Annotated in this window: 20 protein-coding genes, 2 tRNA genes and 1 pseudogene; 13 read left to right on the top strand and 10 right to left on the bottom strand. The window is 72.0% G+C overall.

All coding sequences use genetic code 11. The features are described from left to right. Positions 1 to 107: 107 nt before the first annotated feature. Positions 108 to 1,367 carry a D-amino acid dehydrogenase gene (locus LHA35_RS07685; protein WP_226606577.1) on the bottom strand — a complete coding sequence of 420 codons (1,260 nt, stop codon included), beginning with the start codon at positions 1,365 to 1,367 and terminating at the stop codon, positions 108 to 110. A 128-nt stretch (positions 1,368 to 1,495) separates the two neighbouring features. On the opposite strand from LHA35_RS07685, the gene LHA35_RS07680 reads away from it, so the two are divergent. Continuing rightward, positions 1,496 to 1,942, top strand: coding sequence for an Lrp/AsnC family transcriptional regulator (locus LHA35_RS07680; protein ID WP_226606574.1), 447 nt, complete (start codon positions 1,496 to 1,498; stop codon positions 1,940 to 1,942). A 297-nt stretch (positions 1,943 to 2,239) separates the two neighbouring features. On the opposite strand, the gene LHA35_RS07675 is transcribed toward LHA35_RS07680, so the two are convergent. The 4 genes from LHA35_RS07675 to LHA35_RS07660 form a co-directional block, all read right to left on the bottom strand. Then, a tRNA-Arg gene (locus tag LHA35_RS07675) sits at positions 2,240 to 2,316 on the bottom strand. Positions 2,317 to 2,426: 110 nt separating this feature from the next. Then, positions 2,427 to 2,747, bottom strand: coding sequence for an ETC complex I subunit (locus LHA35_RS07670; protein WP_226606571.1), 321 nt, complete (start codon positions 2,745 to 2,747; stop codon positions 2,427 to 2,429). A 22-nt stretch (positions 2,748 to 2,769) separates the two neighbouring features. Beyond that, positions 2,770 to 2,843, bottom strand: a tRNA-Pro gene (locus LHA35_RS07665). Between the two features lie 114 nt (positions 2,844 to 2,957). Further along, positions 2,958 to 3,428 carry a DUF192 domain-containing protein gene (locus LHA35_RS07660; RefSeq protein WP_226606569.1) on the bottom strand — a complete coding sequence of 157 codons (471 nt, stop codon included), beginning with the start codon at positions 3,426 to 3,428 and terminating at the stop codon, positions 2,958 to 2,960. Positions 3,429 to 3,505: 77 nt separating this feature from the next. Here LHA35_RS07660 and LHA35_RS07655 point away from each other — a divergent pair, with 77 nt between their 5' ends. Beyond that, the gene (locus LHA35_RS07655) at positions 3,506 to 4,399 is read left to right on the top strand and encodes an alpha/beta fold hydrolase (protein ID WP_226606567.1); all 894 of its coding nucleotides are present in this window, start codon (positions 3,506 to 3,508) and stop codon (positions 4,397 to 4,399) included. A 156-nt stretch (positions 4,400 to 4,555) separates the two neighbouring features. Here LHA35_RS07655 and LHA35_RS07650 read toward each other — a convergent pair whose 3' ends face one another. After that, entirely contained in the window at positions 4,556 to 5,731 is a 1,176-nt protein-coding gene (locus tag LHA35_RS07650; RefSeq protein WP_226606563.1) for an acetoin utilization protein AcuC, read from the bottom strand. A gap of 339 nt (positions 5,732 to 6,070) precedes the next feature. On the opposite strand from LHA35_RS07650, the gene LHA35_RS07645 reads away from it, so the two are divergent. Beyond that, entirely contained in the window at positions 6,071 to 7,768 is a 1,698-nt protein-coding gene (locus LHA35_RS07645; protein WP_226606560.1) for an ATP-binding protein, read from the top strand. Positions 7,769 to 8,082: 314 nt separating this feature from the next. Here LHA35_RS07645 and tpiA read toward each other — a convergent pair whose 3' ends face one another. Then, positions 8,083 to 8,823, bottom strand: coding sequence for a triose-phosphate isomerase (tpiA, locus tag LHA35_RS07640; protein WP_226606863.1), 741 nt, complete (start codon positions 8,821 to 8,823; stop codon positions 8,083 to 8,085). Between the two features lie 316 nt (positions 8,824 to 9,139). Here tpiA and LHA35_RS07635 point away from each other — a divergent pair, with 316 nt between their 5' ends. Then, positions 9,140 to 11,035 carry a peptidylprolyl isomerase gene (locus LHA35_RS07635; RefSeq protein WP_226606558.1) on the top strand — a complete coding sequence of 632 codons (1,896 nt, stop codon included), beginning with the start codon at positions 9,140 to 9,142 and terminating at the stop codon, positions 11,033 to 11,035. A 97-nt stretch (positions 11,036 to 11,132) separates the two neighbouring features. On the opposite strand, the gene LHA35_RS07630 is transcribed toward LHA35_RS07635, so the two are convergent. Next, positions 11,133 to 12,341, bottom strand: a complete 1,209-nt coding sequence (locus tag LHA35_RS07630) for an ABC transporter substrate-binding protein (protein WP_226606556.1) — start codon at positions 12,339 to 12,341, stop codon at positions 11,133 to 11,135. Between the two features lie 214 nt (positions 12,342 to 12,555). Between LHA35_RS07630 and trpE the strand changes: the two genes are divergently transcribed. Next, positions 12,556 to 14,067: an anthranilate synthase component I gene (gene trpE / locus LHA35_RS07625; RefSeq protein ID WP_226606554.1), complete on the top strand. Its 1,512-nt coding sequence runs from the start codon at positions 12,556 to 12,558 to the stop codon at positions 14,065 to 14,067. A 47-nt stretch (positions 14,068 to 14,114) separates the two neighbouring features. Here trpE and LHA35_RS07620 read toward each other — a convergent pair whose 3' ends face one another. Continuing rightward, positions 14,115 to 15,122 (bottom strand): NAD(P)H-dependent flavin oxidoreductase, encoded by a 1,008-nt coding sequence (locus tag LHA35_RS07620; protein ID WP_226606552.1) that lies wholly within the window; start codon positions 15,120 to 15,122, stop codon positions 14,115 to 14,117. Between the two features lie 135 nt (positions 15,123 to 15,257). Here LHA35_RS07620 and LHA35_RS07615 point away from each other — a divergent pair, with 135 nt between their 5' ends. The 8 genes from LHA35_RS07615 to lexA all read left to right on the top strand — a co-directional run bounded on the left by LHA35_RS07615 (position 15,258) and on the right by lexA (position 22,036). Further along, entirely contained in the window at positions 15,258 to 16,121 is an 864-nt protein-coding gene (locus tag LHA35_RS07615; RefSeq protein WP_226606550.1) for an amidohydrolase family protein, read from the top strand. 387 nt (positions 16,122 to 16,508) lie between these two features. Then, on the top strand, positions 16,509 to 16,670 hold the full coding sequence (locus LHA35_RS07610) for a hypothetical protein (RefSeq protein ID WP_226606548.1): 162 nt from the start codon (positions 16,509 to 16,511) through the stop codon (positions 16,668 to 16,670). Next, positions 16,667 to 17,260, top strand: a complete 594-nt coding sequence (locus LHA35_RS07605; RefSeq protein WP_226606547.1) for an anthranilate synthase component II — start codon at positions 16,667 to 16,669, stop codon at positions 17,258 to 17,260. Before LHA35_RS07610 ends, LHA35_RS07605 begins: the two co-directional genes overlap by 4 nt. Continuing rightward, the gene (gene trpD, locus LHA35_RS07600) at positions 17,257 to 18,267 is read left to right on the top strand and encodes an anthranilate phosphoribosyltransferase (RefSeq protein WP_226606546.1); all 1,011 of its coding nucleotides are present in this window, start codon (positions 17,257 to 17,259) and stop codon (positions 18,265 to 18,267) included. Before LHA35_RS07605 ends, trpD begins: the two co-directional genes overlap by 4 nt. A 31-nt stretch (positions 18,268 to 18,298) precedes the next feature. Beyond that, positions 18,299 to 19,129, top strand: a complete 831-nt coding sequence (gene trpC / locus LHA35_RS07595) for an indole-3-glycerol phosphate synthase TrpC (RefSeq protein ID WP_226606545.1) — start codon at positions 18,299 to 18,301, stop codon at positions 19,127 to 19,129. 108 nt (positions 19,130 to 19,237) lie between these two features. Beyond that, a complete protein-coding gene (gene moaC, locus LHA35_RS07590; protein ID WP_226606544.1) occupies positions 19,238 to 19,711 on the top strand; it encodes a cyclic pyranopterin monophosphate synthase MoaC in 474 nt (157 codons plus the stop codon). A gap of 64 nt (positions 19,712 to 19,775) precedes the next feature. Further along, entirely contained in the window at positions 19,776 to 20,981 is a 1,206-nt protein-coding gene (locus tag LHA35_RS07585; RefSeq protein ID WP_226606543.1) for a molybdopterin molybdotransferase MoeA, read from the top strand. Between the two features lie 323 nt (positions 20,982 to 21,304). Beyond that, complete coding sequence (gene lexA, locus LHA35_RS07580) at positions 21,305 to 22,036, top strand: transcriptional repressor LexA (protein WP_226606542.1); 732 nt, start codon at positions 21,305 to 21,307, stop codon at positions 22,034 to 22,036. A gap of 16 nt (positions 22,037 to 22,052) precedes the next feature. On the opposite strand, the pseudogene LHA35_RS07575 reads toward lexA, so the two are convergent. Beyond that, a pseudogene (locus LHA35_RS07575) lies at positions 22,053 to 22,229 on the bottom strand (IS110 family transposase); the annotation flags it as partial.

Here is a 22,229-nt window from a genome sequence, read left to right as displayed (position 1 = left end):
CACGTCGTATCAGCGCCACAGTTGTGTGACGGCATCCGGGCAAGCGCGCTGCACTGGCGGCGGGCGGCAGCCCGCGCCGAAGGGGTCACCGGTGATGGTCGCCCGGATCAGGCCACCGCGTAGCGCGACAGCGCCAGGTCGTCCGCCGCGATCTCCGGCGCCCGGCCGGTCAGCAGGTCCGCCAGCAGCCGGCCGCTGCCGCAGGCCATGGTCCAGCCCAGCGTGCCATGGCCGGTGTTCAGGTGCAGGTTGCGGTAGCGCGTCGGTCCCACCACCGGCGTGCCATCCGGCGTCATGGGCCGGAGGCCGGTCCAGAAGCTCGCCTGCGTCAGGTCGCCGCCGCGCGGAAAGAGATCGCCGACGGAATGCGCCAGCGTCTCCCGCCGGGGCTTCCGGAGCCGCAGCGAGAAGCCAGCCAGCTCGGCCGTGCCGCCGACCCGGATGCGGTCGCCAAGGCGGGTGATGGCGACCTTGTAGGTCTCGTCCATCACGGTGGAGACGGGCGCGCCCGCTTCCTCGGTGATCGGGAGCGTGAGCGAGTAGCCCTTCACCGGATAGACCGGGACATGGACGCCGAGTGGCCGCAGCAGCGCCGGGGAGTAGCTGCCCATGGCAACCACATAGGCATCCGCCGTGACGCGCCCCTGGTTGGTGACCACGCCGGTGATGCTGTCGCCCTCGCTCTCCAGCGCCTTCACCGTGACGCCATGGCGGAACACCACGCCGCGTGCCGCCGCCATCTCCGCGAGGCGCTGGGTGAAGACATGGGCGTCCCCAGTCTCGTCGCCCGGCAGGCGCAGGCCGCCGACGAACTTGCCCTGCACGAAGGCGAGCGCCGGCTCGGCGGCGATGCAGCCCGCCGGGTCCAGGACCTCATAGGGCACCTGATAGGCGTCCAGCACCTCGGTGTCGCCGCCGACGGCGTCGAGCTGCTTCTGGGTGCGGAAGAGTTGCAGCGTGCCCTTGGTCCGCTGGTCATAGGCGATGCCGGTCTCGGCGCGCAGGTCGCGCAGCACGTCGCGGCTGTACTCCGCGAGGCGCACCATGCGGGACTTGTTGGTGCCGTAGGCCGCGGCGGTGCAGTTGGCCAGCATCTGCCCCAGCCAGCAATAGAGCCCGTGGTCGAGCTGCGGCCAGAGCACGAAGGGCCGGTGGCGCATCATCAGCCATTTCAGCGCCTTGATCGGGATGCCCGGGCCGGCCCAGGGGGCGGAATAGCCGGGAGAGACCTGGCCGGCATTGGCGAAGCTGGTCTCCATGCCGGCGGCCGGCTGGCGGTCCAGCACCGTCACCTGGTGCCCCGCCTTCGCCAGGTACCAGGCGCTCGTCACGCCCACCACGCCGCTGCCCAGGACCAGGACCCGCATCGCCGCCTCCGTTCGTTTCAGGGCGAGGCTAGGCGGCTGGGGCTGCGAATTTCCCGCCGGTTCGTCGAACTTCCTGCCAAACTGCCGCGAATCGCCGCATGATCAGCGAAGACCTCGCAGAAAATTCGATGCACCCTCTGGACGAGGCCGACCGGGCCATCCTCCGCCACCTCCGCGCCGACGGGCGAATGAGCAATGCCGCCCTGGCCGAGGCGGTGGGTCTCTCCCCCTCCGCCTGCCTCCGCCGCCTCAGGCTGCTGGAGCACCGCGGCGTCATCCGCGGCTACACCGCCATCATCGAGGAGGCGGCGCCGCGCGAGGGCGTGGTGGTCTTCATCCAGATCACGCTGGAGCGGCAGACCGATGAGAGCATGAAGCGCTTCGAGGAGGCGGTGCGCCGCTGCCCGGAGGTGCGGGAGTGCTACCTGATGACTGGCATGTCGGATTACCTGCTGCGGGTCGAGGCCCGCGACGCGCCGGACTATGAGCGGATCCACAAGGACGCCCTGTCCCGCATGCCGGGCGTCGCCCGCATCCAGTCGAGCTTCGCGATCCGCAGCGTGATCCGGGGCTGATACTTGGCTCGTGACATGCTGACGCATGCCCTGCCCCAAACGCCGGCGGCCCTCCGGGCCCGGGCTTCGCGGCCTGGGCCGCGGCGCGCCTTCGCGCGCTCGGCCCGCTCTGCGGGCCGCAGGTCGGGACGTCATGCGCCAGGTATCACGCCCGCCGGTCTGGCCGACTCGCCGAAGGCTGCCCTCGCGCGGCGCGCTGCCGCAGCTCCGGCCTCCCAGGGACAGGAAGGGATGCGCCGGCGGCCGGCCTCGGCCACCACAGTGGCTGCCTGGCCTTTCCGGCCGTGGAGGGGGTCATGGCGCGCCCGGCAGGATTCGAACCTGCGACCCCACGCTTAGAAGGCGCGTGCTCTATCCAACTGAGCTACGGGCGCAAACGCCGCCAGGACCATCGGCGGCGCGGGAAGGATTGGCCGGCGCCCTCGGCCGATGCGGGGCATCCGCCGGGGGCAGCTGGCATGGCGGCCGTGGCGGCCGCCGGGATTCAATGAGTCCAGTTGTCCGTCCGGCCGAAGCGGAAATTATCGGCATAGACCTTGGCCTTGATCCGGACCGGCTTCGGCTCCTCGATCTCGTAGCGCAGCCCGTTCGCCTCGGCATAGGCGACGGCGTCCTCCCGGGTCGCGAAGCGCAGCCGAACCTGGCCGCGGGTATCGCCGGAGCCGGACCAGCCCATCAGCGGATCAAGGCGCTGCTTCTCGCCCGGCTCGAACTCCAGCACCCATTCCTGGGTGCGCCCCTTGCCGGACTGCATGGCGTTGCGGGGCGGCATGAAGATGCGGGCGGTCTGGGCTGGGCCGGGCATGACGGGTCCTTGGTCACACGAATCGGGGCGACTGGATTCGAACCAGCGACCCTCTGCTCCCAAAGCAGATGCGCTACCAGACTGCGCCACGCCCCGTCGCGCGCAACCTATGGGCCCCGGGCCGCCGGGGCAATGGGCCAGACGCATCTTTGGGGCATCAAGAGAGCGTCCCGGCGCCTGACCAGTTGCGGGAGAGCCCTGCCCGGCCAGTCAGGGCGCGTTGCCGAAGATGCGCTGCAGCACCCGGTCACCCACCCGCAGGCCCAGCCGTTCCGCCGTGCCGGCCGCGAGTTCCAGCGTCGCCCGCACCGGGCCGCGGCTCTCGATCGAGGCCAGCGAATGGGGCACCGTCCGTTCCGCGATCCGGTGGATGCGGCCGTCCGCGGCGATGAAGATCATGTCGAGCGAGGTGATGGTGTTGCGCATCCACATCGCCGACTCGCGCGGCGTGCCCCAGTCGAAGAGCATGCCCTCCTCCGGCCCGACGCTCGGGCGGAACATCAGCCCGACCATCTGCTGCTCCGGCGTCAGCGCCATCTCCACCCGGAACTCGTGGCGCCTGCCATCGCGGGTGACGATGACCAGCCTTTCCTCGGGCAGTTTCGGCTGCGGGCCGGTCTGGGCGGGGGCGGGCCGGGCGGCGAGCAGCCCGGCAAGGGCGAGGAGCGAGCGGCGGAGCATGTCGCCACCATGCCATCGGGGGCAGCGCCGGCCAACGCCCCTTCCCTGCCCCGCCTGCCGCGCCCATCCTCCCCGCCATGGCCGAGCTCCGCACCGCCCGCACCCCGACCCTCGAGATCGCCTATGAGGAGCATGGGCCGCCCGATGGCCCGCCGGTCGTGCTGCTGCACGGCTTCCCCTATGCGCCGCGCGGCTATGATGAGGTGGCACCGCCGCTGGTCGCGGCCGGGCGGCGGGTGATCCTCCCCTATCTGCGCGGCTATGGCCCGACGCGCTTCCTCTCGGCCGACACGCCCCGCTCCGGCCAGCAGGCGGCGCTGGGGAAAGACCTGCTGGACCTGCTGGATGCGCTCTCCGTCCCGCGCGCGGTGCTGGCGGGCTATGACTGGGGCGGGCGCGCCGCCTGCGTGGTCGCCGCGCTCTGGCCGGAGCGCTGCGCCGGCCTCGTCACCTGCACGGGCTACAACATCCAGGACATCGCGGCCTCGGTGACGCCGGCGGCACCGGAACAGGAGCATCGCTTCTGGTACCAGTACTACTTCCACACCGAGCGCGGCCGAGCCGGGCTGGCCGCCAACCGCGCCGGGATCGCGAAGCTGCTCTGGAGGTTGTGGTCCCCCAACTGGGATTTCGACGACGCGACCTTCGCCGCCAGCGCCACGGCCTTCGACAACCCGGATTTCGTGGATGTCGTGATCCAGTCCTATCGCCACCGCTATGCCTATGCCCCGGGCGATCCGGCGCTGGAGGGGATCGAGGAAGCGCTCGCCCGGCAGCCGCGCATCACGGTGCCGACCATCGCGCCGCATGGCGCGGGCGATGGCGTCGGGCCGGTCGAGGGCTCGGCCGGCCATGCGCGATTCTTCACGGGTTTCTACCAGCGCCGCGTGATCCCCCTGGTCGGGCACAATGTCCCGCAGGAGGCGCCGGCGGAATTCGCCCGGTGCATCCTTGATCTGCCGCCGGGCTAAAGCAGATCGCCGGAGGCCGTGAACGACCGGAGGCGTGAATCTGCTCGGAAAACAAGGAGCTACAGCGGATCGCGGACGGGCGTGAACGCCCGGCAGCATGAATCGGCTCTACAATCAACCCGTTGCAAGGGGCCGCTCGCGGCAAGGGAGCGATCTTCAGCCCTGCGCGGCGATCCGCTGCAACCTGCCTGCCGCCTGCGCCGGCGGCAGGGGCAGGTCCTGCATCGCCGCCGCCGCGACGCGCTGCACCTCGGCCCGCACCACGCCCGGCCGCGGCGCGTCGCGCAGCGTGGTGAACCAGTGCTCCGGCGGGTTGCGCCCGGCCGCGCGGTGCCAAGTCAGCCCGCGCAGCACCCGCTCCGCCTCGGGCGTCACGCGCTCCGGCACCTCATGGCCGTTGAGCACGGCCCAGATGCCCGCCCAGCAGCGCCCGACCGACCAGGGATTGTAGCCGCCGCCGCCCAGCACGATCAGCCGCGGCGCCTCCCCCATCAGTGCCCGCACCACGCCCCAATGGGCGTTGTTGGACAGGCCGAGGCGCGAGAGCGGATCCTCCTCCAGCGCATCCGCCCCGCATTGCAGCATGATGGCCTGCGGCCGCAGGTGCCGCACGATCGGCAGAATCGCCTGATGCAGCAGCCAGAGCATCTCGCTGTCGTTGAAGCCCGCCGGCACCGGCAGGTTGCGGGCATGGCCACCGGCGCGATCGGTCGCCTTGCCGGTGAAGGGCCAGCGCTCGCACTCATGCACCGAGAGGGTGAAGACGCGCGGGTCGTCATGGAAGGCGTCCTCGACGCCATCGCCGTGATGCGCGTCGATGTCGATGTAGAGGATGTTGTCGAGGCCCTGGTCCAGCCAGGCGAGCAGCCCGAGCACCGGGTCGTTCAGGTAGCAGAAGCCGCTGGCCCGGTCCGGCCGGCCATGATGCGTGCCGCCGCCCGGGCAATGCACCACGCCGCCCGCTTCGGTCAGCCGTGCCGCCAGCATGCAGCCCCCGGCCGAGGTCGCGGGGCGGGAGAAGACCTCCCGGTAGACCGGGTTGCCATGCGCGCCGATATGGAAGCGCGCCTTGTCCTCGGGGTCCGCCTGCTGCGTCGCCTCCGCCCGCATCAGGGCCGCGATGTAGTCCGCGTGATGGAAGCGGGCGAGTTGCTCCGGCGTTGCCATAGGTGCCGGCACCCAGCCGCCTTCCGGCAGCCAGCCCATGGCTTCGATCAGGTCGAGCGTGGTGGAGACGCGCGGGATGGCCAGCGGATGCTTCGGGCCGTAGGTCGAGCGACGATAGATGTCCGAGCCGATGAGGACGGGCCGGAGGCGGGGATCGGGCAGCATTGCCGGCGATATGCGGCGCGCCGGCGTCGACGCAAGCGGCTGGCCTCAAGCACGACGCGAGCAATGGTGATGTAACGCAGGAAGATTTTATAATTTGGCAAGGGCGCGCACTGCGCACGGATGCGCCGGCAGTGTATCGGTTACCGACGAGGCCATGGGCGGAGGCGCAGGGCGATGCGACCAGGGACCTCAGGCCGCCGGCAGGCGGGGCCCGCCGAGAGCAGGGCATCCCGGGACGCGCCCCTGACGGATGCCGCCGAGCTGCGCGCCGCACGGGTCGCAACCCTGTTCCGCCAGGCACCCCTCGCGGCGGCGGTCAGCCTGGTCAATGCGGCCCTGATGACAGCCATTCTCATCGGCGTGCAGGGCGACCGACGCGCCCTGGCCTGGTGCGCGGCGATGGTGCTGGTCGCGGCCTTGCGGCTGCTCTCGGCCCGCGCCTGGCGGCGCGATCCGGCGGCCCGGGACCGTACAGGGTTCTGGAGCGTCATCGGCTGCTGCGGGACCTTCGCCGCCGGCCTTGCCCTCGGCGGCGGCGCCGCCTGGCTCTGGCCGGCCTCGGAAACCTGGCAGCTCTTCTGGGTCTTCCTCGTCGGCGGCATGTGCGCCGGCGCCGCCGGGCTGCACCACGCCCATCTGCCGGCCGTCCTCGCCTTCATCCTGCCGGCCGGCCTGCCCCTGGTCGCCCGCTACGCGCTGGAGGGATCGGAACGCGGCCTCGCCGCCGCGGCCATGATCCTCGTCTTCCTCGGCGCCTTGACCCTCAGCGCCTGCCGCTCCTCCCGCGAATTCGCCGCCAATCTCCGCCTGCGGTTGAGCCTTGCCCAACAGGCGCAGGCGCTGGATGCCGCGAACCAGCGGCTGCGGGAGGAGATGGCCCGCCACCGAGCGACCGAGGAGAGCCTGCGGCAGGCGCAGAAGATGGAGGCGGTCGGGCAGCTCACCGGCGGTATCGCGCATGACTTCAACAACCTGCTCACCGTGGTGCTCGGCAGCCTGGCCTTGCTGCGCAAGCGGCTGCCGGAGGGGGATGAGCGCGCCGCGCGGCTGCTGGAGAACGCCTTGCAGGGCGCCCAGCGCGGCGCCGCGCTGACCCAGCGGCTGCTCGCCTTCGGCCGGCGCCAGGTGCTGAACCCGGCGCTGGTCGAGTTGCCGAAGCTGGTGCAAGGGATGGCGGACCTGCTGCGGGGCGCGCTCGGCGCCGGCACGCATCTGCGCTGCGACTTCCCGCCTGGACTGCCACCGGTCCATGTGGATGCCAACCAGCTCGAGCTCGCCCTGCTGAACCTCGTCGCCAATGCGCGGGATGCCATGCCGCGGGGCGGCGAGGTGGCGATCAGCGCGGAGGAACGGCAGGTCATGCGCGGCGAGCCGGGCGGCCTGCCGCCGGGCCCCTATGTGGTGCTCAGCGTCGCCGATGCCGGCGAAGGCATGGACGAGGCGGTCCTGGCCCAGGCGATGGAGCCCTTCTTCACCACCAAGGGGGTCGGCAAGGGCACCGGGCTCGGCCTGCCGATGGTGCACGGTTTCGCGGCCCAGTCCGGCGGGCGCTTCACCTTGCACAGCGCCAGGGGGGTGGGCACGGTCGCCGAGCTCTGGCTGCCCCGCGCCGGGGCGGTGCCGGCGGGCCGCCCGGAGCCACAGGCGGCGCCGCTGCCAGCGACCCGCCGCGGCACCGTGCTGCTGGTGGATGACGACCCGCTGGTCCTGGCGAGCACGGCCGCGATGCTGGAGGATCTGGGCCATGTCGCGGTTGAGGCCGCCTCTGGCCCCGCAGCGATCGAGTTGCTGCGCGGCGGCGTCCAGGCCGACCTGGTGATCACCGATTTCGCCATGCCGGGCATGACCGGGCTGCAACTGGCGGAAGCGGTGCGGCGCATCCGCCCCGGCCTGCCCGTTTTGCTGGCGACCGGCTATGCCGAGGTGCAGGAGGCGGTGCTGCCGGGCGTGCCCCGGCTGCCCAAGCCCTTCGAGCAGGCGGCCCTGGCCCGCGCGGTGGCGGAGTGCCTGTCCGGCGCGGGCGCGGCTCCGGGGTGACGCCCGGTCGCCGATGCGGGACGCCGCCCGCCCCGGCGAGGGAGCATGCCCGCTGGCCATCGCCCGGCAGGAAGTCACCGCCTGCCATCAGGGGGCGGCAGCCCATCCGCCCCGGTGCTGCATCCGAACCGGATGGCGCCTATGGCGGAGCGTCCATGGAGCGGCGCCACCATCCCGGGCCTTCGCGCCCGCCCATGATGCTCCCCGCCCACGGGCGCCACCGGCAGGTCCGGCATCGCTGCCGATCGGCGGCGGCCGGAGCCCCGGGCGCGGGCGCATCCGGGCCGGGACCCACCCAGGCGGCCCCGGCCGGATCAGCCCGCCGCGGCCGCGATCGCCAGGAAATCCGTCGCCACCAGGCTGGCGCCGCCGACCAGCGCGCCATCCACATGCGGCAGCGCCAGGATCGCCTTGGCATTGCCGGGCTTCACCGAGCCGCCATAGAGGATCCGCAGCGTCTCCCCTGGCTTGCCGAAGCGCCGGACCAGATTGGCCCGGATCGCCGCATGAATGGCGGCGATGTCCGGCTCGGTCGGGGTCCGGCCGGTGCCGATTGCCCAGACCGGCTCATAGGCCACCACGCCACTGGCGGCGGCGAAGCCATCCGGCAGGCTGCCATCGAGCTGGGCGGTCACCACCGCCTCGGCCTCCCCGGCCAGGCGCTGCGCCTCGCTCTCACCGACGCAGACGATCGGGATGAGGCCCGCCGCCAGCGCCGCCTCGGCCTTCGCCCGCACCTTGGCATCCGACTCGGCATGGTCCGCCCGGCGCTCGGAATGGCCGAGGATCACATAGGTCGCGCCGATATCCTTCAGCATGGGCGCGGCGACGTCGCCGGTATGCGCGCCCTTCGCCGCCGCATGGCAATCCTGCGCGCCGACGGCGAGGCCCGCCCCGCCCTGGGAGGCGACCAGGTGGACATAGGGAAAGGGCGGGCAGACCAGCAGCTCCGCGGCCGGCGCCCCGGCGGCTCCCGCGCGCACCGCGCCGGCCAGCGAAGCGGCCTCGGCCAGGGACCCGTGCATCTTCCAATTGCCGGCGATCAGCGGGCGCACTCCGGGGGTCATGCCGTCCTCCATTCCAGGCCCGTCCCCGTATCCGCGGTGCCCCCATTTGGCAACCGGCGCCCTCCCGGGCTACAGCGGATTGCGTTCAGAACTGAACGCAATCCGCTGTAGCTCCTTGTTTTCCGAGCAGATTCACGCCTTCGGTCGTTCACGGCCTCCGGCTATCTGCTCTAGACCGGCTGGGGCCTGACGGGGTCAGGCCTGTACCGGTCCAGCCCCTGCCGAGCCGGCGATCCGCGCCCCGAGTGTTTCCCCCGGGGCGGTGGCAGGCTAAGGGAACGACCAAACGCGCGCACGGACACCGATGCTCACCGCCCTCCGCCGCCTCGCCGGCACCTGGGTCGCCAAGGCCCTCTTCGTCCTGCTCATCCTCTCCTTCGCCGTCTGGGGCATCGGCGACACGGCGAAGAACCTCTTCGCCCCCGATACCTCCATCGCCCGCGTCGGCGGCCAGCCGGTGACGCTGGAGGAAGGCCAGGCCGCCATGCGGCGGGAAATGCAGCGGCTTGCCCGCGAGCTCGGCCCGCAATTCGAGAATGACCCGCGCCTCCGCCGCCTGGTCGCGGAACGGGCAGTGGACCAGCTCGTGCTGGACCAGGTGCTGCGCGCCGAGGCCGAGCGCCTGAAGATCGCGGTCCCGGACAGCGCGGTGCGGGACTTCGTCTTCTCCATCCAGGGATTCCAGGGGCTGGACGGCCGCTTCTCCCAGGCCGCCTTCCAGAACTTCCTCCGCAGCAACGACCTGAGCGAGCCCGGCTTCCTCGCGCTGATCCGCGCCGACCTCGCCCGCCAGCAGATCGCCATGGCCGTGCGTTCCGGCGCCACCGGTCCGGATGCGCTGGCCAAGCCGCTGCTGCGCTGGCTGGAGGAGCAGCGCAGCGTGACGCTGGTCAGCCTGCCGGCCGCGGCGGCGCCCGAGCCGGCGGCGCCGGAGGAGGCGCAGCTCCGCCGCTTCCACGAGAACAATCCCGAGCGCTTCTCCTCCCCCGAATACCGGGAGGCGACGGTGGCCGTGATGACCGCCGAGCTGCTCTCGCGCGAGGTGGAGGTGACCGAGGCGGAGATCGCCGCCGCCTATGACGCGCGGCGCGGCCAGTTCGAGACGCCGGAGCGCCGCCGCCTGGCCCAGGCCCTGCTGCCCGAGGAGGAGAAGGCGCGCGAGATCTCCGGCGCCTGGACCACGGGGGCGGAGTTCGAGGCCATCGCGGCCCAGGCCCAGGCGGCCGGCGGCCAGGCGCTGGAGCTCGGCCTGGTGGATCGCGCGGGATTGCCGGTGCCGGAACTGGCCGAGGCGGCCTTCGGGGCGCCCGAGGGCAGCGTCACCGCCCCCGTGCAGAGCCCCTTCGGCTGGCATGTCTTCAAGGTGGAAGCGGTAGAGCCCGGCCATAGCCGGCCGCTGGCGGAGGTGCGCGATCAGCTCCGCCGCGACCTGGCGCAGGAGAAGGCCGCCGATATCGCCTTCGAGCGGGCGAACAGGGTGGAGGACGCGCTGGCCGGTGGCGCCACGCTGGCCGAGGTGGCGCAGCGCTTCGGTCTCGGCCTCGCCAGCTTCCGCGCCGATGCGAACGGGTTGGATGCCGAGGGCCGGCCGGTGCCGCTGCCGGTGATCGAGGCTGCGCGCGCGCCGCTGCTCCGGGCCGTCTTCGCCACCGACCGCGGCGCCGCGCCGCGGCTGCAGGAAACCGAGGCGGGATTCGTCGCGATCGAGATCAAGGACATCGCCCCGCCCGCCCTCCGCCCCTTCGAGACGGTCGAGGCCGCGGTGCGGGAGGCCTGGGAGGCGGATGCCCGCCTCCGGGCGCAGGAGGAGCGCGCCGCCGCCCTGCTGGCCGCGACCAGGGAGGGCAGGACGCTGGCGGCCGCGGCGCAGGAAGCCGGGCTCGGCTCGCGCGAGGTAGGCGCGGTCGGGCGCACCCCGCGCACCGGCGCGGCGGTCCCGCCCGAGCTGCTCGGGCCGCTTTTCCAGCTGCAGCCGAACGAGGCGACGATGGTCCGCACCCGGGACGGTTTCGCCGTGGCGCAGGTGCTGGAGATCACGCCAGGCAATCCGGAGGCCGACACCGCCGGGCTCGACCGGCTGCGGCGGGAGGTCGAGCAGTCGGTCGCCGAGGATCTGGAGGTACAGTTCCTGGCGGCGCTGCGGGCGCGCTCCGATGTCCGGGTGAACCCGCGCATGCTGGATGCGCTGGCGCAGCCCTGAGGCAGGAAGGCCGGCGCCGGGCCCTCCCCGGTCCCGGGGATGCCGTCGCCAGGGCCGGCCGCGGGGCCAGCCATGACAGGGTGACGATGGCGGCCGCTCAGCTCACCGAGCCCTCCATGAGCGTCCCGAAGCGCTCGAAGGTGCGGCCGGTGAAGCGCTGGAGCTGCATTTGCCGGACCGGCCGGTAGTTGGTCGGGCTGGAGTTCAGCCGGATGCCGGGGAGGAGCGTCGGAATCTCGATATCCCTGAGATTCGTCGCTTGGCGCATGATGTTCTCGCGCGAGGCATCCTGGCCGCATTGCCGCAGCACCTGCTCCATCACCTTCGCGGCGCTGTAGCCATAGACCGAGTTGGCATCCGTCAGGTCGGCGCCCGGCATGTACTTCTCCATGAAGGCCCGCCATTCCCTCATCGCCGGGTCCTCGGCCCAGGACGGGTCGGTCGGGTCCTTCAGATAGGCGGCATGGGTCAGGCCGACCGCCTTCTCCAGCCCCGCCGGCTGCAGCACCACGCCGACCGAGGCCGCGCCGTAATGCACGCAGGTCAGCGGCTTCCAGCCGATCTCGTGCATCTTGCGGATGGCCATGGAGGCGAATTTGGCCACCACCGCCAGCACCAGGCCCTCCGCCCCCGTGGCCTGCAGGCTGATGAGCTGCGAGTCGATGGTCGGGTCGGTGCTCTCGTAGCTGGCGAGCCGCGTCATGTCATCGAAGCGCGCACCGAGCACGTCGCGCACGCCATGCACGTAGTCGCGGCCGAAATCGTCATTCTGGTAGAGGATGGCGATGCGCCCGTTCGGCCGCGCCTCCAGCATGTGCTTGGCGTAGAGCTGCGCCTCGATCCGGTAGCTCGGCGGGAAGCCGATGGTCCAGGGATAGTCCTTGTAGTTGCTCCACTTGTCGGCGCCGGTGGAGGGAAAGAGGTTCGGCACCTTGCGCTGGTTGGTGTAGCGCAGGATGGCGCTGTTGGTCGGGGTGCCGAGATTGCTGAACAGGCAGGCGACCTGGTCCTGCTCCACCAGCCGCCGCACCTGCTCGACCGTCTTCGGCGGGCTGTAGGTATCGTCATAGGAGAGGAACCTTATCTTCCGCCCGGCGATGCCGCCCTGGTCGTTGACGAAGCGGAAATAGGCGTCGATCGTCTTGCCCTGGACACCGAGATTCGAGACCGGCCCGCTGTAGGACATGGTGTTGCCGATGCGGATCTCGGTGGCGGTGACGCCGGGCGAGGTCTGCGCGGCGGCGAGGCGCGGGCTGGCGAGCATGGCGGCGGCCGCGCCCCCGAGGAGCGTGCGACGGGTGGTCATGGCGTTTCTCCCTTGTCCCCTTGGGCAAGGCCGGGCGACCGACCTCGCCTGGCGGGCAGCCTAGGACAGGCCGCAGGCGCCTCGCCATGCAAACCGGCAGCCGCTAGAACCAGCAAGGATGGAGGGGGCGCTGCCCTCCTCCAGACCTCCCCCACCAGGGGTCGGGCGACCCCTGGACCCGGCCCCGATTGGCCCACTGACAGGATCCTGACCAATGTCGCTCCCCGATTTCGCCAGCTTCAGCGCAGGTCTTGCCGCCGGGCAGGGCCAGGTGCTGTGGCGGGAGAGGGTCGCGGATCTCGACACGCCGGTCGGCACCTTCCTGAAGCTCGCCCATGGCCGGCCGAACAGCTTCCTGCTGGAAAGCATCGAGGGCGGCGCCGCGCGCGGGCGCTACTCCGCCATTGGCATGGAGCCGGACCTGATCTGGCGCTGCCGCAACGGCCAGGCGGAGATGAACCGCCACGCCCTGGCCGCGCCGCATGCCTTCGAGCCGGTGCCGGGCCATGCGCTGGACAGCCTGCGCGCCCTGATCGCCGAGATGCAGATGCCGCTGCCGGCCGGCCTGCCGCCGATCGCGGCCGGGCTTTTCGGCTATCTCGGCTATGACATGGTCCGGCTGATGGAGCGGCTGCCGGCGAAGAATGCCGATGTGCTCGGCATCCCGGAGGCGGTGCTGATCCGGCCGACCCTGGTCGCGGTCTTCGACCATGTGCGGGACGCGCTCAGCCTCTTCACCACGGTCTGGCCCCAGGAAGGCACATCGGGCCTCGACCCCAGATCAGCCTGGGAGGCGGCACAGGCCCGGCTGGACGAGGCGGAGGCGGCGCTCGACCGCCCCCTGCCCCGCCCCGCCGCGCCGGTCAGCCTGCCGACCCTGCCGGAGCCCGGGAGCAATTTCACGCGGGAAGGCTTCATCGCCGCCGTCGAGACGGCGAAGGAGTACATCCGCGCCGGCGACTGCTTCCAGATCGTCCCCAGCCAGCGCTTCTCGGTGCCCTTCGCCCTGCCGCCCTTCGCGCTGTACCGCGCGCTGCGGCGGATCAACCCGGCGCCCTTCCTCTTCCACTTCGACTTCGGCGGCTTCGCCGCGGTCGGCGCCTCCCCCGAGATCCTGGTGCGGCTGCGCGACGGGACGGTGACCATCCGGCCGCTGGCCGGCACCCGCCGCCGCGGCGCGACGCCGGAGGAGGACAAGGCGCTGGAGGCCGAGCTGCTGGCCGACCCGAAAGAGCGGGCCGAACATCTGATGCTGCTCGATCTCGGCCGCAACGATGTCGGCCGCGTCGCGGAGATCGGTAGCGTCCGCGTGCCCTATTCCTTCCAGATCGAGCGCTACAGCCAGGTGATGCATATCGGGAGCGAGGTGCAGGGGCGCCTGCGCAGGGGGCTGACCGCGATCGATGCGCTCGCCGCCGGCTTCCCGGCGGGCACGCTGACCGGCGCGCCCAAGGTCCGGGCGATGGAGATCATCGAGGAGCTGGAGCCGAGCCGGCGCGGGGTCTATGCCGGCGGCTTCGGCTATATCGGCGCCGATGGCGGGATGGACACCTGCATCGGCCTGCGCATGGCGCTGGTGAAGGACGGGGTCATGCATGTGCAGGCCGGCGCCGGCGTGGTGGCGGACAGTGACCCGGTCGCCGAATATGAGGAGACGCGGCAGAAGGCGCGCGCGCTGTTCCGCGCGGCGGAGGAGGCGGTGCGCTTCGCCGCCGGGCGGAAGTAGCGGCCACGCGGCGGCTGGGGACGGGCACGGCCGGCCGGCGGGCCGGTTCACGCCCCGCGCGATCGGTCCTCGGAGCTGGGCAGGCCGGCCGCCAGTTCGCGCAGGATTTCGGCGGCAGGCTGGCGCCCCCTGACCGCGCCGACGGACTGCCCGGCCCAGAGGGACATGGCTTCCACATGTCCGGTTGCCGTCGCATCGGCGACGCCGGTGGCAAGGCGCGGCACCGGCGCCCGGCTGCCGTCGAGCCGGGAGACTTCCGCGACGATATCGTCCGTCAGGGCCTCCGCCGCGGCGAGGCAGGAGCGCAGGACACGATGGGGCGCATCCGGCCAGCCGCCCGCGAAGGCGCCGGTATAAATGGTGTCCTCGGCCCGTGCCGTGATCAGCGCCTCGACGTAGCGGGGATGGGCATTAGCCTCGCGCGCCGTGATGAAGCGCGTACCGATGCGCACCCCCTCCGCACCGGCGGCGAGCGCGGCGGCAACGCACCGCGCCGTGCCGATGCCGCCGGCGGCGAGCACGGGCACCCGCACCACCTCCAGCACCTCGGCCAGCAGGGGGAACAGGCCGGTGGTGCCGCGGACATGGCCGCCCGCCTCCTGTCCCTGGGCGACGATCAGGTCGCAGCCTGCCGCCTCCGCCGCGATCGCCTCCGCGCGGCTGCCGACCTGCCAACTCACCAGGGTCCCGTGGCGCTTGGCCAGGTCCACGAGCCGCGGGTCCGGGTCGCCGTAGAAGAATTCGACGACCCGCGCGGCGCGCGCCGCCAACTCGATGCAGGCGAGATCGAGCGGCGGCCGCCCGTGCAGGCCGAGCAGATGCGTCGGCGAGACCAGGAAATTCACCCCGAAGGCGTGGCTGGTGCGGGACCGTACCTCGTCGAGCAGCATCGCCAGGGTGGCGGGCGTGAGGCCGCCGCGGGCCGTGCCGAGCATCCCGAGACCGCCCGCCTCCGACACTGCGGCGACCAGGGCGGGGGGCGCGACGGCGCCCATGCCGGCCTGCTGGATCGGCAGGCGGCATCCGACTAGTTCGGTGAAGCGGGTCGCGGTCACGTCTCGTCCTCCCGGAGCGATGCGGAGAAGGAATGCCGCGCCGCCGGGGCAAGGTCCCGCGCCGGCGCCCGGAATGCCGGCACGGATTGACAGCCGTCCCGGCGCGCCGCCCGATGCCGGGCCAGGAGGAACGCCATGACCCGCCCCTGCCCCGGCCCGCGCGCCGTCACCTCGAAGCCCGGCTGGAAAGCCCCGCCCGGCGCCACCGACTGCCACATGCACATCTTCGGGCCCTATGAGCGCTACCCGCTCTCGCCGGGCCGCGGCTACACCCCGCCCGAGGCCTCCGTCGCCATGTACCGGGACATGCTCTCGACCATCGGCCTGGAGCGCACCGTGGTGGTCCAGCCCAGCATCTACGGCACCGACAATGCCGTGACGCTGGACGCGGTGGAGGCGCTGGGCCGCGACCGCGCCCGCGCCGTCCTCGTGGTGGATGACGGCTTCGACCTGCCGTCGCTGCGCGCCATGGGCGCGCGCGGCGCCTGCGGCGTGCGCTTCAACGCCGTCTCCGGCAACGGCACGCCGCTGGAGCAGCTCGAGGCGCTGGGGGAGAAGTTGGCCGCGCTTGGCTGGCACCTCCAACTCTATGCCCATGCCGAGGAGATGGTGGCGCTCGAGCAGGTGCTTGCCCGCCTGCCCTGCCCGGTCGTCATCGACCATATGGGCGGGGTGAAGGCGGCCGAGGGCGGCGTCGCCAGTCCCGGCTTCCAGGCCATGATCCGCCTGCTGGAGAAGGGCGCCTGGGCCAAGCTCTGCGGCTACCGCTCCTCCGCCGGCGCGCCCTATGCGGATGTCGCCGGGATGGCCCGTGCCATGATCGCCGCCGCGCCCGATCGCTGCGTCTGGGGCACCGACTGGCCGCACCCCTCGCTGCACAGCCCGGAGGAAGTGCCGGATGACGGCGTGCTGCTGGACGCGCTCGGCCAATGGGCGCCGCGCGAGGACCAGCGCCAGGCGATCCTGGTGGCGAATCCGGCCCGCCTCTACGGGTTCTGAGCGGCGCCCGCCTCGGGCGGGCGGCCGGGCAGGCGATGCCTGCGCCCTGCCCCGGGCGGACGCGGCCGGGCCGGGCCGGGGGCAGCCGGTTCGGCGCGGAGGATGGCCGGGACGCTCGACCCGGCCCCGGTATCGCGCCGATGCGCTGCAGCCATGCATGCCTCCTATTGCCCGCCGCCCGGCCGCGCTCTAGTCTCCATCACATGTCCAGGGACACAGCCCCGACCGCGCGATTTTGGTACCGCTGGTACACACCGGCGGCCTAGGACCTCGCGCAGAGCAGAGAGAACCCAAGCCGCCACCCCGCTGGCGGCTTTCGCGTCTCTGGACCCCTACCCCCGCGAACGCTGCCGGCCCGGTGACGGACCCGACACCCAGGAGCCCAGCATGCAGCGCACCGACTTCGATTTCGACGTGATCGGCGGCCCGTCCTCCCCGCCCCTGGTCCTGTCCTCGGCGCCGCGGCCGGCGGAACAGCGCCCGGCCCCCGCGCCGGCGGACCACTCGCTTGACCCGGCCGCGCAGCGGTCCGAGACTCCCGCGCCATGATCCTGCTGATCGATAATTACGACAGCTTCACCTTCAACCTCTACCACTTCCTGGGCGATCTGGGGGTGGAGATCGAGGTCCGGCGCAACGACGCCATCACGAGCCAGGAGGCGCTGGCCATGCGGCCGGACGCCATCCTGCTCTCGCCCGGCCCCTGCACGCCGAACGAGGCCGGCATCTGCCTGCCGCTGATCGGCGCCGCCGCCGCGGCGCGGGTGCCGCTGATGGGCGTCTGCCTCGGCCACCAGGCAATCGGCCAGGCCTTCGGCGGCACGGTCATCCGGGCGCCCGAGCCCATCCATGGCAAGGTCTGGGACATCCACCACCGCGGCACGGATCTCTTCACCGGCCTGCCGAACCCCTTCCGGGCCACCCGCTACCATTCCCTGGTGGTGCGGCAGGAAGACCTGCCCCCGGCGCTGGAGGCGACCGCCTGGACCGAGGACGGGCTGATCATGGGCCTGGCGCATCGCGACCTGCCCATCTGGGGCGTGCAGTTCCATCCGGAGAGCATCGCCAGCCAGCACGGCCATGACCTCCTCCGGAATTTCCTGTCGCTCGCCAGGGCGAAGGCCGGAGTCCCGGCGTGAACTCGCTCAAGCCGGTCCTGGGCCGCCTGGCCGCCGGGGAGCGGCTGGCCGAGAGCGAGGCGGAGGGCGCCTTCGGCGTCATCATGGCTGGTGAGGCGACGCCGGCGCAGATCGCCGGGCTGCTGATGGCCATGCGCGTCAGGGGCGAGACGGTGCCGGAGATCACCGGCGCGGTCCGCGCCATGCGCGCCCGCATGCTGGCGATCGAGGCACCGGCCGACGCCATCGACATCGTCGGCACCGGCGGCGATGTCTCCGGCAGCCTGAACATCTCGACCGCCACCTCGCTCGTCGTCGCCGGCTGCGGCGTGCCCGTCGCGAAGCACGGCAACCGGGCGCTCTCCTCGAAGTCCGGCGCCGCCGATGCGCTGGCGGCGCTCGGCATCAATCTCGAAGTGCCGCTGGACCGGCTGGAGACGGTGCTGGCCGCGGCCGGTATGGTCTTCCTCTGGGCGCCGCGCCACCATGCCTCCATGCGTCACGCGGCGGGCCCCCGGGTCGAGCTTGGCACGCGGACCATCTTCAACATCCTCGGGCCGCTTGCGAACCCGGCCCGGGTGAAGCGGCAACTCACCGGCGCCTTCTCCTCCCAGTGGCTGCGGCCGATGGCGGAGACCCTGGCCCGCCTTGGCACCGAGAGCGCCTGGGTGGTGCATGGCCAGGGCCTGGACGAGATTGCCTTGTCCGGCGAGACCCAGGTGGTGGCGCTGCAGGACGGGGCGCTGCGGGAGTTCACCATCGCCCCCGAGGATGCCGGGCTGGAACGCGCCCCGCCCGAGGCCATCCGGGGCGGCGAGCCGGCGGAGAACGCCGCGGCCCTCCTCGCGTTGTTGCAGGGCACCCCCGGCCCCTACCGCGACATCGTGTTGCTGAACGCCGCCGCCGCCCTTGTGGTCGCCGGCCGCACCTCAGATCTTCGCGCCGGCGCGGCGATGGCGGCCCGCGCGATCGACAGCGGGGCCGCAGCCGGCGTACTCGCCCGCCTCAAGGAGGCCACCGTCGCATGACCGCCCCCCGCAGCCGCCACAGCCCCGAGCCATGAACGCCCCCCATATCACCGCACCCGCCATCGAGGTGCCCGACACCCTCGCCCGCATCCTCGCCGACAAATACGAGGAGGTGCGGGAGCGGGCCGCGGCCACGCCGCTCTCCGAGATGGAGCGGCAGGCCCGCAGCGCCCCGAAGCCGCGCGACTTCATCGGCGATCTCTGCCATGCGGTGGCGGATGGCCGGGTTGGGCTGATCGCCGAGATCAAGCGCGCCTCGCCCTCCGGCGGGCTGATCCGCGACCCCTTCGAGCCGGCCTCGCTGGCCGAGGCCTATTGCGAAGGCGGCGCCACCTGCCTCTCGGTCCTGACCGACGAGCCCTATTTCCAGGGCAGGCCAGAGCACCTGAAGGCCGCCCGCGCCGCCTGCCCACTGCCGGTGCTGCGCAAGGACTTCATGGTCCATCCCTGGCAGGTCTTCGAGGCGCGGGCGATGGGCGCCGACTGCATCCTGCTGATCATGGCCGCCCTCGCCGACGAGACGGCGCAGGAGCTGGAGGACATCGCCCGCAGCCTCGACATGGCGGTGCTGGTGGAGGTGCATGACCGCGCCGAGCTCGATCGCGCGCTCGGGCTGGAGACCCGGCTGGTTGGGGTAAACAACCGCAATCTCAGGACGTTGCAGACCGATCTTGCGACTTCGGAGGAGCTGTGCCCGCTGATCCCGGCCGACCGCATCCCGGTCGCCGAAAGCGGGATCCGCACGCCCGAGGATGTCCGCCGCATGGCCGCCGTCGGCGCCCGCTGCATCCTGGTGGGCGAACACCTGATGCGCCAGCCGGATGTGGCGAAGGCGGCGCATGCGCTCGTCCATGCGCTCTGAGACGAACTCAACGATGTGCCGCAAGAAACTGATCTTGAAGCTTTTTCCTTCAGCTATTGAGCCTCCGAAAGGGCTTCCAACGGCGGCGCTGGCGGCCGGGGCGGGTTGATGTCCGGCTTCACCCATTTCGATGACCAGGGCCGCGCGGCGATGGTCGACGTCTCCGCCAAGGCGGAGACCAAGCGGGTCGCGATCGCGCGCGGCCGGGTGGTGATGGCGCCGGAGACCCTGGCCCGAATCCAGGAGGGCCAGATCGGCAAGGGCGATGTCCTCGGCATCGCCCGGCTGGCCGGCATCATGGCCGCCAAGCGGACCAGCGACCTGATCCCGCTCTGCCATCCGCTGATGATCTCCAAGGTCACGGTGGACCTGACGCCAGCACCGCCGGATGCGGTGGATATCGAAGCCTTGGTGAAGCTTAGCGGCAGGACCGGAGTCGAGATGGAAGCTCTGACCGCGGTCACGGTCGCGGCGCTCACGGTCTATGACATGTGCAAGGCGATCGATCGCGGCATGCGGATCGAGGCCGTGCGCCTGGTCCATAAATCCGGCGGCAAGTCAGGAACCTACGAGGCGGAGTGACCATGCCGCGCGAGGCCCGCGCCATGGGATTTGCCACAGGGACAAGGGCTTCGGGGGAAGCGTGATGATCTCGGTCGAGGAAGCCCGCAACCGTATCCTGACGGCCCTCTCCGCCACCCCGGCCGAGACCGTACCGCTCGCCACCGGGTGGAACCGGGTCCTTGCCCGCCCCGTGCTCTCCCGCGTCACCCAGCCGCCGGCCGATGTCTCCGCCATGGATGGCTATGCCGTCCGGGCCGCGGAGGCGACCGAGGGCGCGACGCTCGCCGTGATCGGCAGCGCCCCGGCCGGCCACCCCTTCGACGGCTCGGTCGGGCCGGGCGAGGCGGTCCGCATCTTCACCGGCGCCCTCGTCCCGCCGGGTGCGGACGCCATCCTGCTGCAGGAAGATGCCGAGGCCGCCGAGGGCTGGGTGCGGGTGATGGAGACCGTGCGCCAGGGCCGCTGGATCCGCCGCCGCGGGCTCGACTTCGCCGAGGGTGAGGAGGTGCTGCCGGTCGGCCGGCGCCTCACTGCCCGCGATATCGGCCTGGCGGCCGCCGCCAACCACCCCTGGGTCACGGTGCACCGGGCCCCACGGATCGGGCTGCTGGCAACCGGCGACGAGATCGCCCTGCCCGGCGAGCCCATCCCCTTGGGCGGCATCGTCAGCAGCAACACCCATGCGCTCGCCGCCCTGGTCCGTGCCACCGGCGGCGACCCGCTGGTCCTGCCCATCGCTCCCGACGATTCGCGTGCCATCGCGGAGGCCGCCATCGCCGCGCGGGCCTGCGACCTGCTGGTGACCACGGGCGGTGCGAGCGTCGGCGACCACGACCTGGTGCAGGCGGCGCTCGGGCCACAGGGCTTCGCGCTCGATTTCTGGCAGATCGCCATGCGGCCCGGAAAGCCGCTGATCTGGGGTCGGCTCGGCGCCACGCCGGTGCTCGGCCTGCCGGGCAACCCGGTCTCCGCCCTGGTCTGCGCCGTGCAGTTCCTGGTCCCGGCGGTCGAGCGGCTCTCCGGCCTGCCGGGCGGCCCGCCGCGCACGATCCGCGCCCTGGCCGGCGCGCCGCTGGCAGAGAACGACCGCCGGTTCGACCATCTCCGCGCCACCCTCGGCACCGGGGCGGAGGGCGAGCCGGTGGCGACGCCCTTCCCGCTCCAGGACAGTTCCATGCTCAAGGTGCTGTCGCGGGCGGAGGCGCTGATCCTGCGTGCCCCGCGCGCCCCGGCCCTGCCGGCGGGCGCCCCGGTGGAGGTCATTCCGCTGGGAGAGCTGGGGATCTAGCGGGAACAGCGCCGGAGCGGATGCTCCGGGCGGCATGACCCGCCTGCCGCATTCTTCGCGGCTTCGCGCATTCCGCCAGTCAGGGCCTCCCACGATCCGAGTTGACGCCTCCGCCGCGGTGTCCCGCCAGGGACCGCATCCGGGGATGCTCCTGCTGAATGGCAACGAGTCCGCAAAGCTGCGACTCGGCTCACCATCTGGAGCGGTCTCTGTGGAAAACCGTTTGACCCGACGCGGAGAACCTTCGTAGAACGGGCCTACCCGGTTGCCCTTTTGTTCCCGCGCGGCGGGAGGGAGCTCTGTCCGGGGACGGAGGCGATAAGGTGCTCACGCGCAAGCAGCATGAGCTGCTGATCTTCATCGACAAGCATCTGCGCCAGACCGGCTTCTCCCCCTCCTTCGAGGAGATGAAGGAGGCGCTGAAGCTGAAGTCCAAATCCGGCATCCACCGGCTGATCACCGCCCTGGAGGAGCGAGGCTTCCTTCGCCGCCGCGCCCACCGCGCCCGGGCGCTGGAGGTGATCCGCCTGCCGGAGAACCTGGCGCCCCGCCGGACGGCGGCCGAGGCCGCGGCATCCGCCCCGGCGCGGGAGGCGAACTTCGCCCCCAATGTCATTCGCGGCAATTTCGCCACCAACCTGCCCGGGGTGCCGAAGGCGGCGAATGAGGCGGCGGCGGTTCACCTGCCGCTCTATGGCCGAATCGCCGCGGGCCTGCCGATCGAGGCGCTGCGGGATTCCGGCAGCAGCGTGGAGGTCCCGGCCGCGCTGATCGGCGCCGGCGATCACTACGCGCTGGAGGTAGCCGGCGATTCGATGGTGGAGGCCGGCATCCTGGATGGCGACACGGTCATCATCCGCCGCGGCGACACGGCGGAGAATGGCTCCATCGTGGTTGCCCTGGTGGATGAGAACGAGGTGACGCTGAAGCGGCTGCGCCGCCGCGGCAACTCGATTGCCCTGGAAGCAGCGAACCCGCGCTACGAGACGCGGATCTTCGGCCCCGACCGGGTGCGGGTCCAGGGAAGGCTGATCGGGCTGCTGCGGAAGTACTGAGCGACCGTGTTGCGGGTCAAGCGGCACGCCATGGCTGTTGGGTCCTGACGATGGCGTTGAGGATGCCGAGCAGCTTTCGCATGCAGGCGACGAGGGCGACCTTCTTGGGTCGGCCTCGGTCGGTAAGTTGCTGGAAGTGGCGTTGGATGGTGGGGTTCCAGCGGGTGGCGGCCAGGGTTGCCATGAAGAGGAC

It is taken from the genome of Roseicella aerolata (assembly GCF_020523605.1).
Classification (GTDB): domain Bacteria; phylum Pseudomonadota; class Alphaproteobacteria; order Acetobacterales; family Acetobacteraceae; genus Paracraurococcus; species Paracraurococcus aerolatus.
This window is presented reverse-complemented; position numbering and strand designations above follow the sequence as displayed.

Excerpts from the sequence above, each read along its gene's own strand:
- LHA35_RS07685 (WP_226606577.1), bottom strand. The coding sequence starts at position 1,367 with ATGCGGGTCCTGGTCCTGGGCAGCGGCGTGGTGGGCGTGACGAGCGCC.
- LHA35_RS07680 (WP_226606574.1), top strand. The coding sequence starts at position 1,496 with ATGCACCCTCTGGACGAGGCCGACCGGGCCATCCTCCGCCACCTCCGC.
- LHA35_RS07670 (WP_226606571.1), bottom strand. The coding sequence starts at position 2,747 with ATGCCCGGCCCAGCCCAGACCGCCCGCATCTTCATGCCGCCCCGCAAC.
- LHA35_RS07660 (WP_226606569.1), bottom strand. The coding sequence starts at position 3,428 with ATGCTCCGCCGCTCGCTCCTCGCCCTTGCCGGGCTGCTCGCCGCCCGG.
- LHA35_RS07655 (WP_226606567.1), top strand. The coding sequence starts at position 3,506 with ATGGCCGAGCTCCGCACCGCCCGCACCCCGACCCTCGAGATCGCCTAT.
- LHA35_RS07650 (WP_226606563.1), bottom strand. The coding sequence starts at position 5,731 with ATGCTGCCCGATCCCCGCCTCCGGCCCGTCCTCATCGGCTCGGACATC.
- LHA35_RS07645 (WP_226606560.1), top strand. The coding sequence starts at position 6,071 with ATGACAGCCATTCTCATCGGCGTGCAGGGCGACCGACGCGCCCTGGCC.
- LHA35_RS07635 (WP_226606558.1), top strand. The coding sequence starts at position 9,140 with ATGCTCACCGCCCTCCGCCGCCTCGCCGGCACCTGGGTCGCCAAGGCC.
- LHA35_RS07630 (WP_226606556.1), bottom strand. The coding sequence starts at position 12,341 with ATGACCACCCGTCGCACGCTCCTCGGGGGCGCGGCCGCCGCCATGCTC.
- trpE (WP_226606554.1), top strand. The coding sequence starts at position 12,556 with ATGTCGCTCCCCGATTTCGCCAGCTTCAGCGCAGGTCTTGCCGCCGGG.
- LHA35_RS07615 (WP_226606550.1), top strand. The coding sequence starts at position 15,258 with ATGACCCGCCCCTGCCCCGGCCCGCGCGCCGTCACCTCGAAGCCCGGC.
- LHA35_RS07610 (WP_226606548.1), top strand. The coding sequence starts at position 16,509 with ATGCAGCGCACCGACTTCGATTTCGACGTGATCGGCGGCCCGTCCTCC.
- LHA35_RS07605 (WP_226606547.1), top strand. The coding sequence starts at position 16,667 with ATGATCCTGCTGATCGATAATTACGACAGCTTCACCTTCAACCTCTAC.
- trpC (WP_226606545.1), top strand. The coding sequence starts at position 18,299 with ATGAACGCCCCCCATATCACCGCACCCGCCATCGAGGTGCCCGACACC.
- moaC (WP_226606544.1), top strand. The coding sequence starts at position 19,238 with ATGTCCGGCTTCACCCATTTCGATGACCAGGGCCGCGCGGCGATGGTC.
- LHA35_RS07585 (WP_226606543.1), top strand. The coding sequence starts at position 19,776 with ATGATCTCGGTCGAGGAAGCCCGCAACCGTATCCTGACGGCCCTCTCC.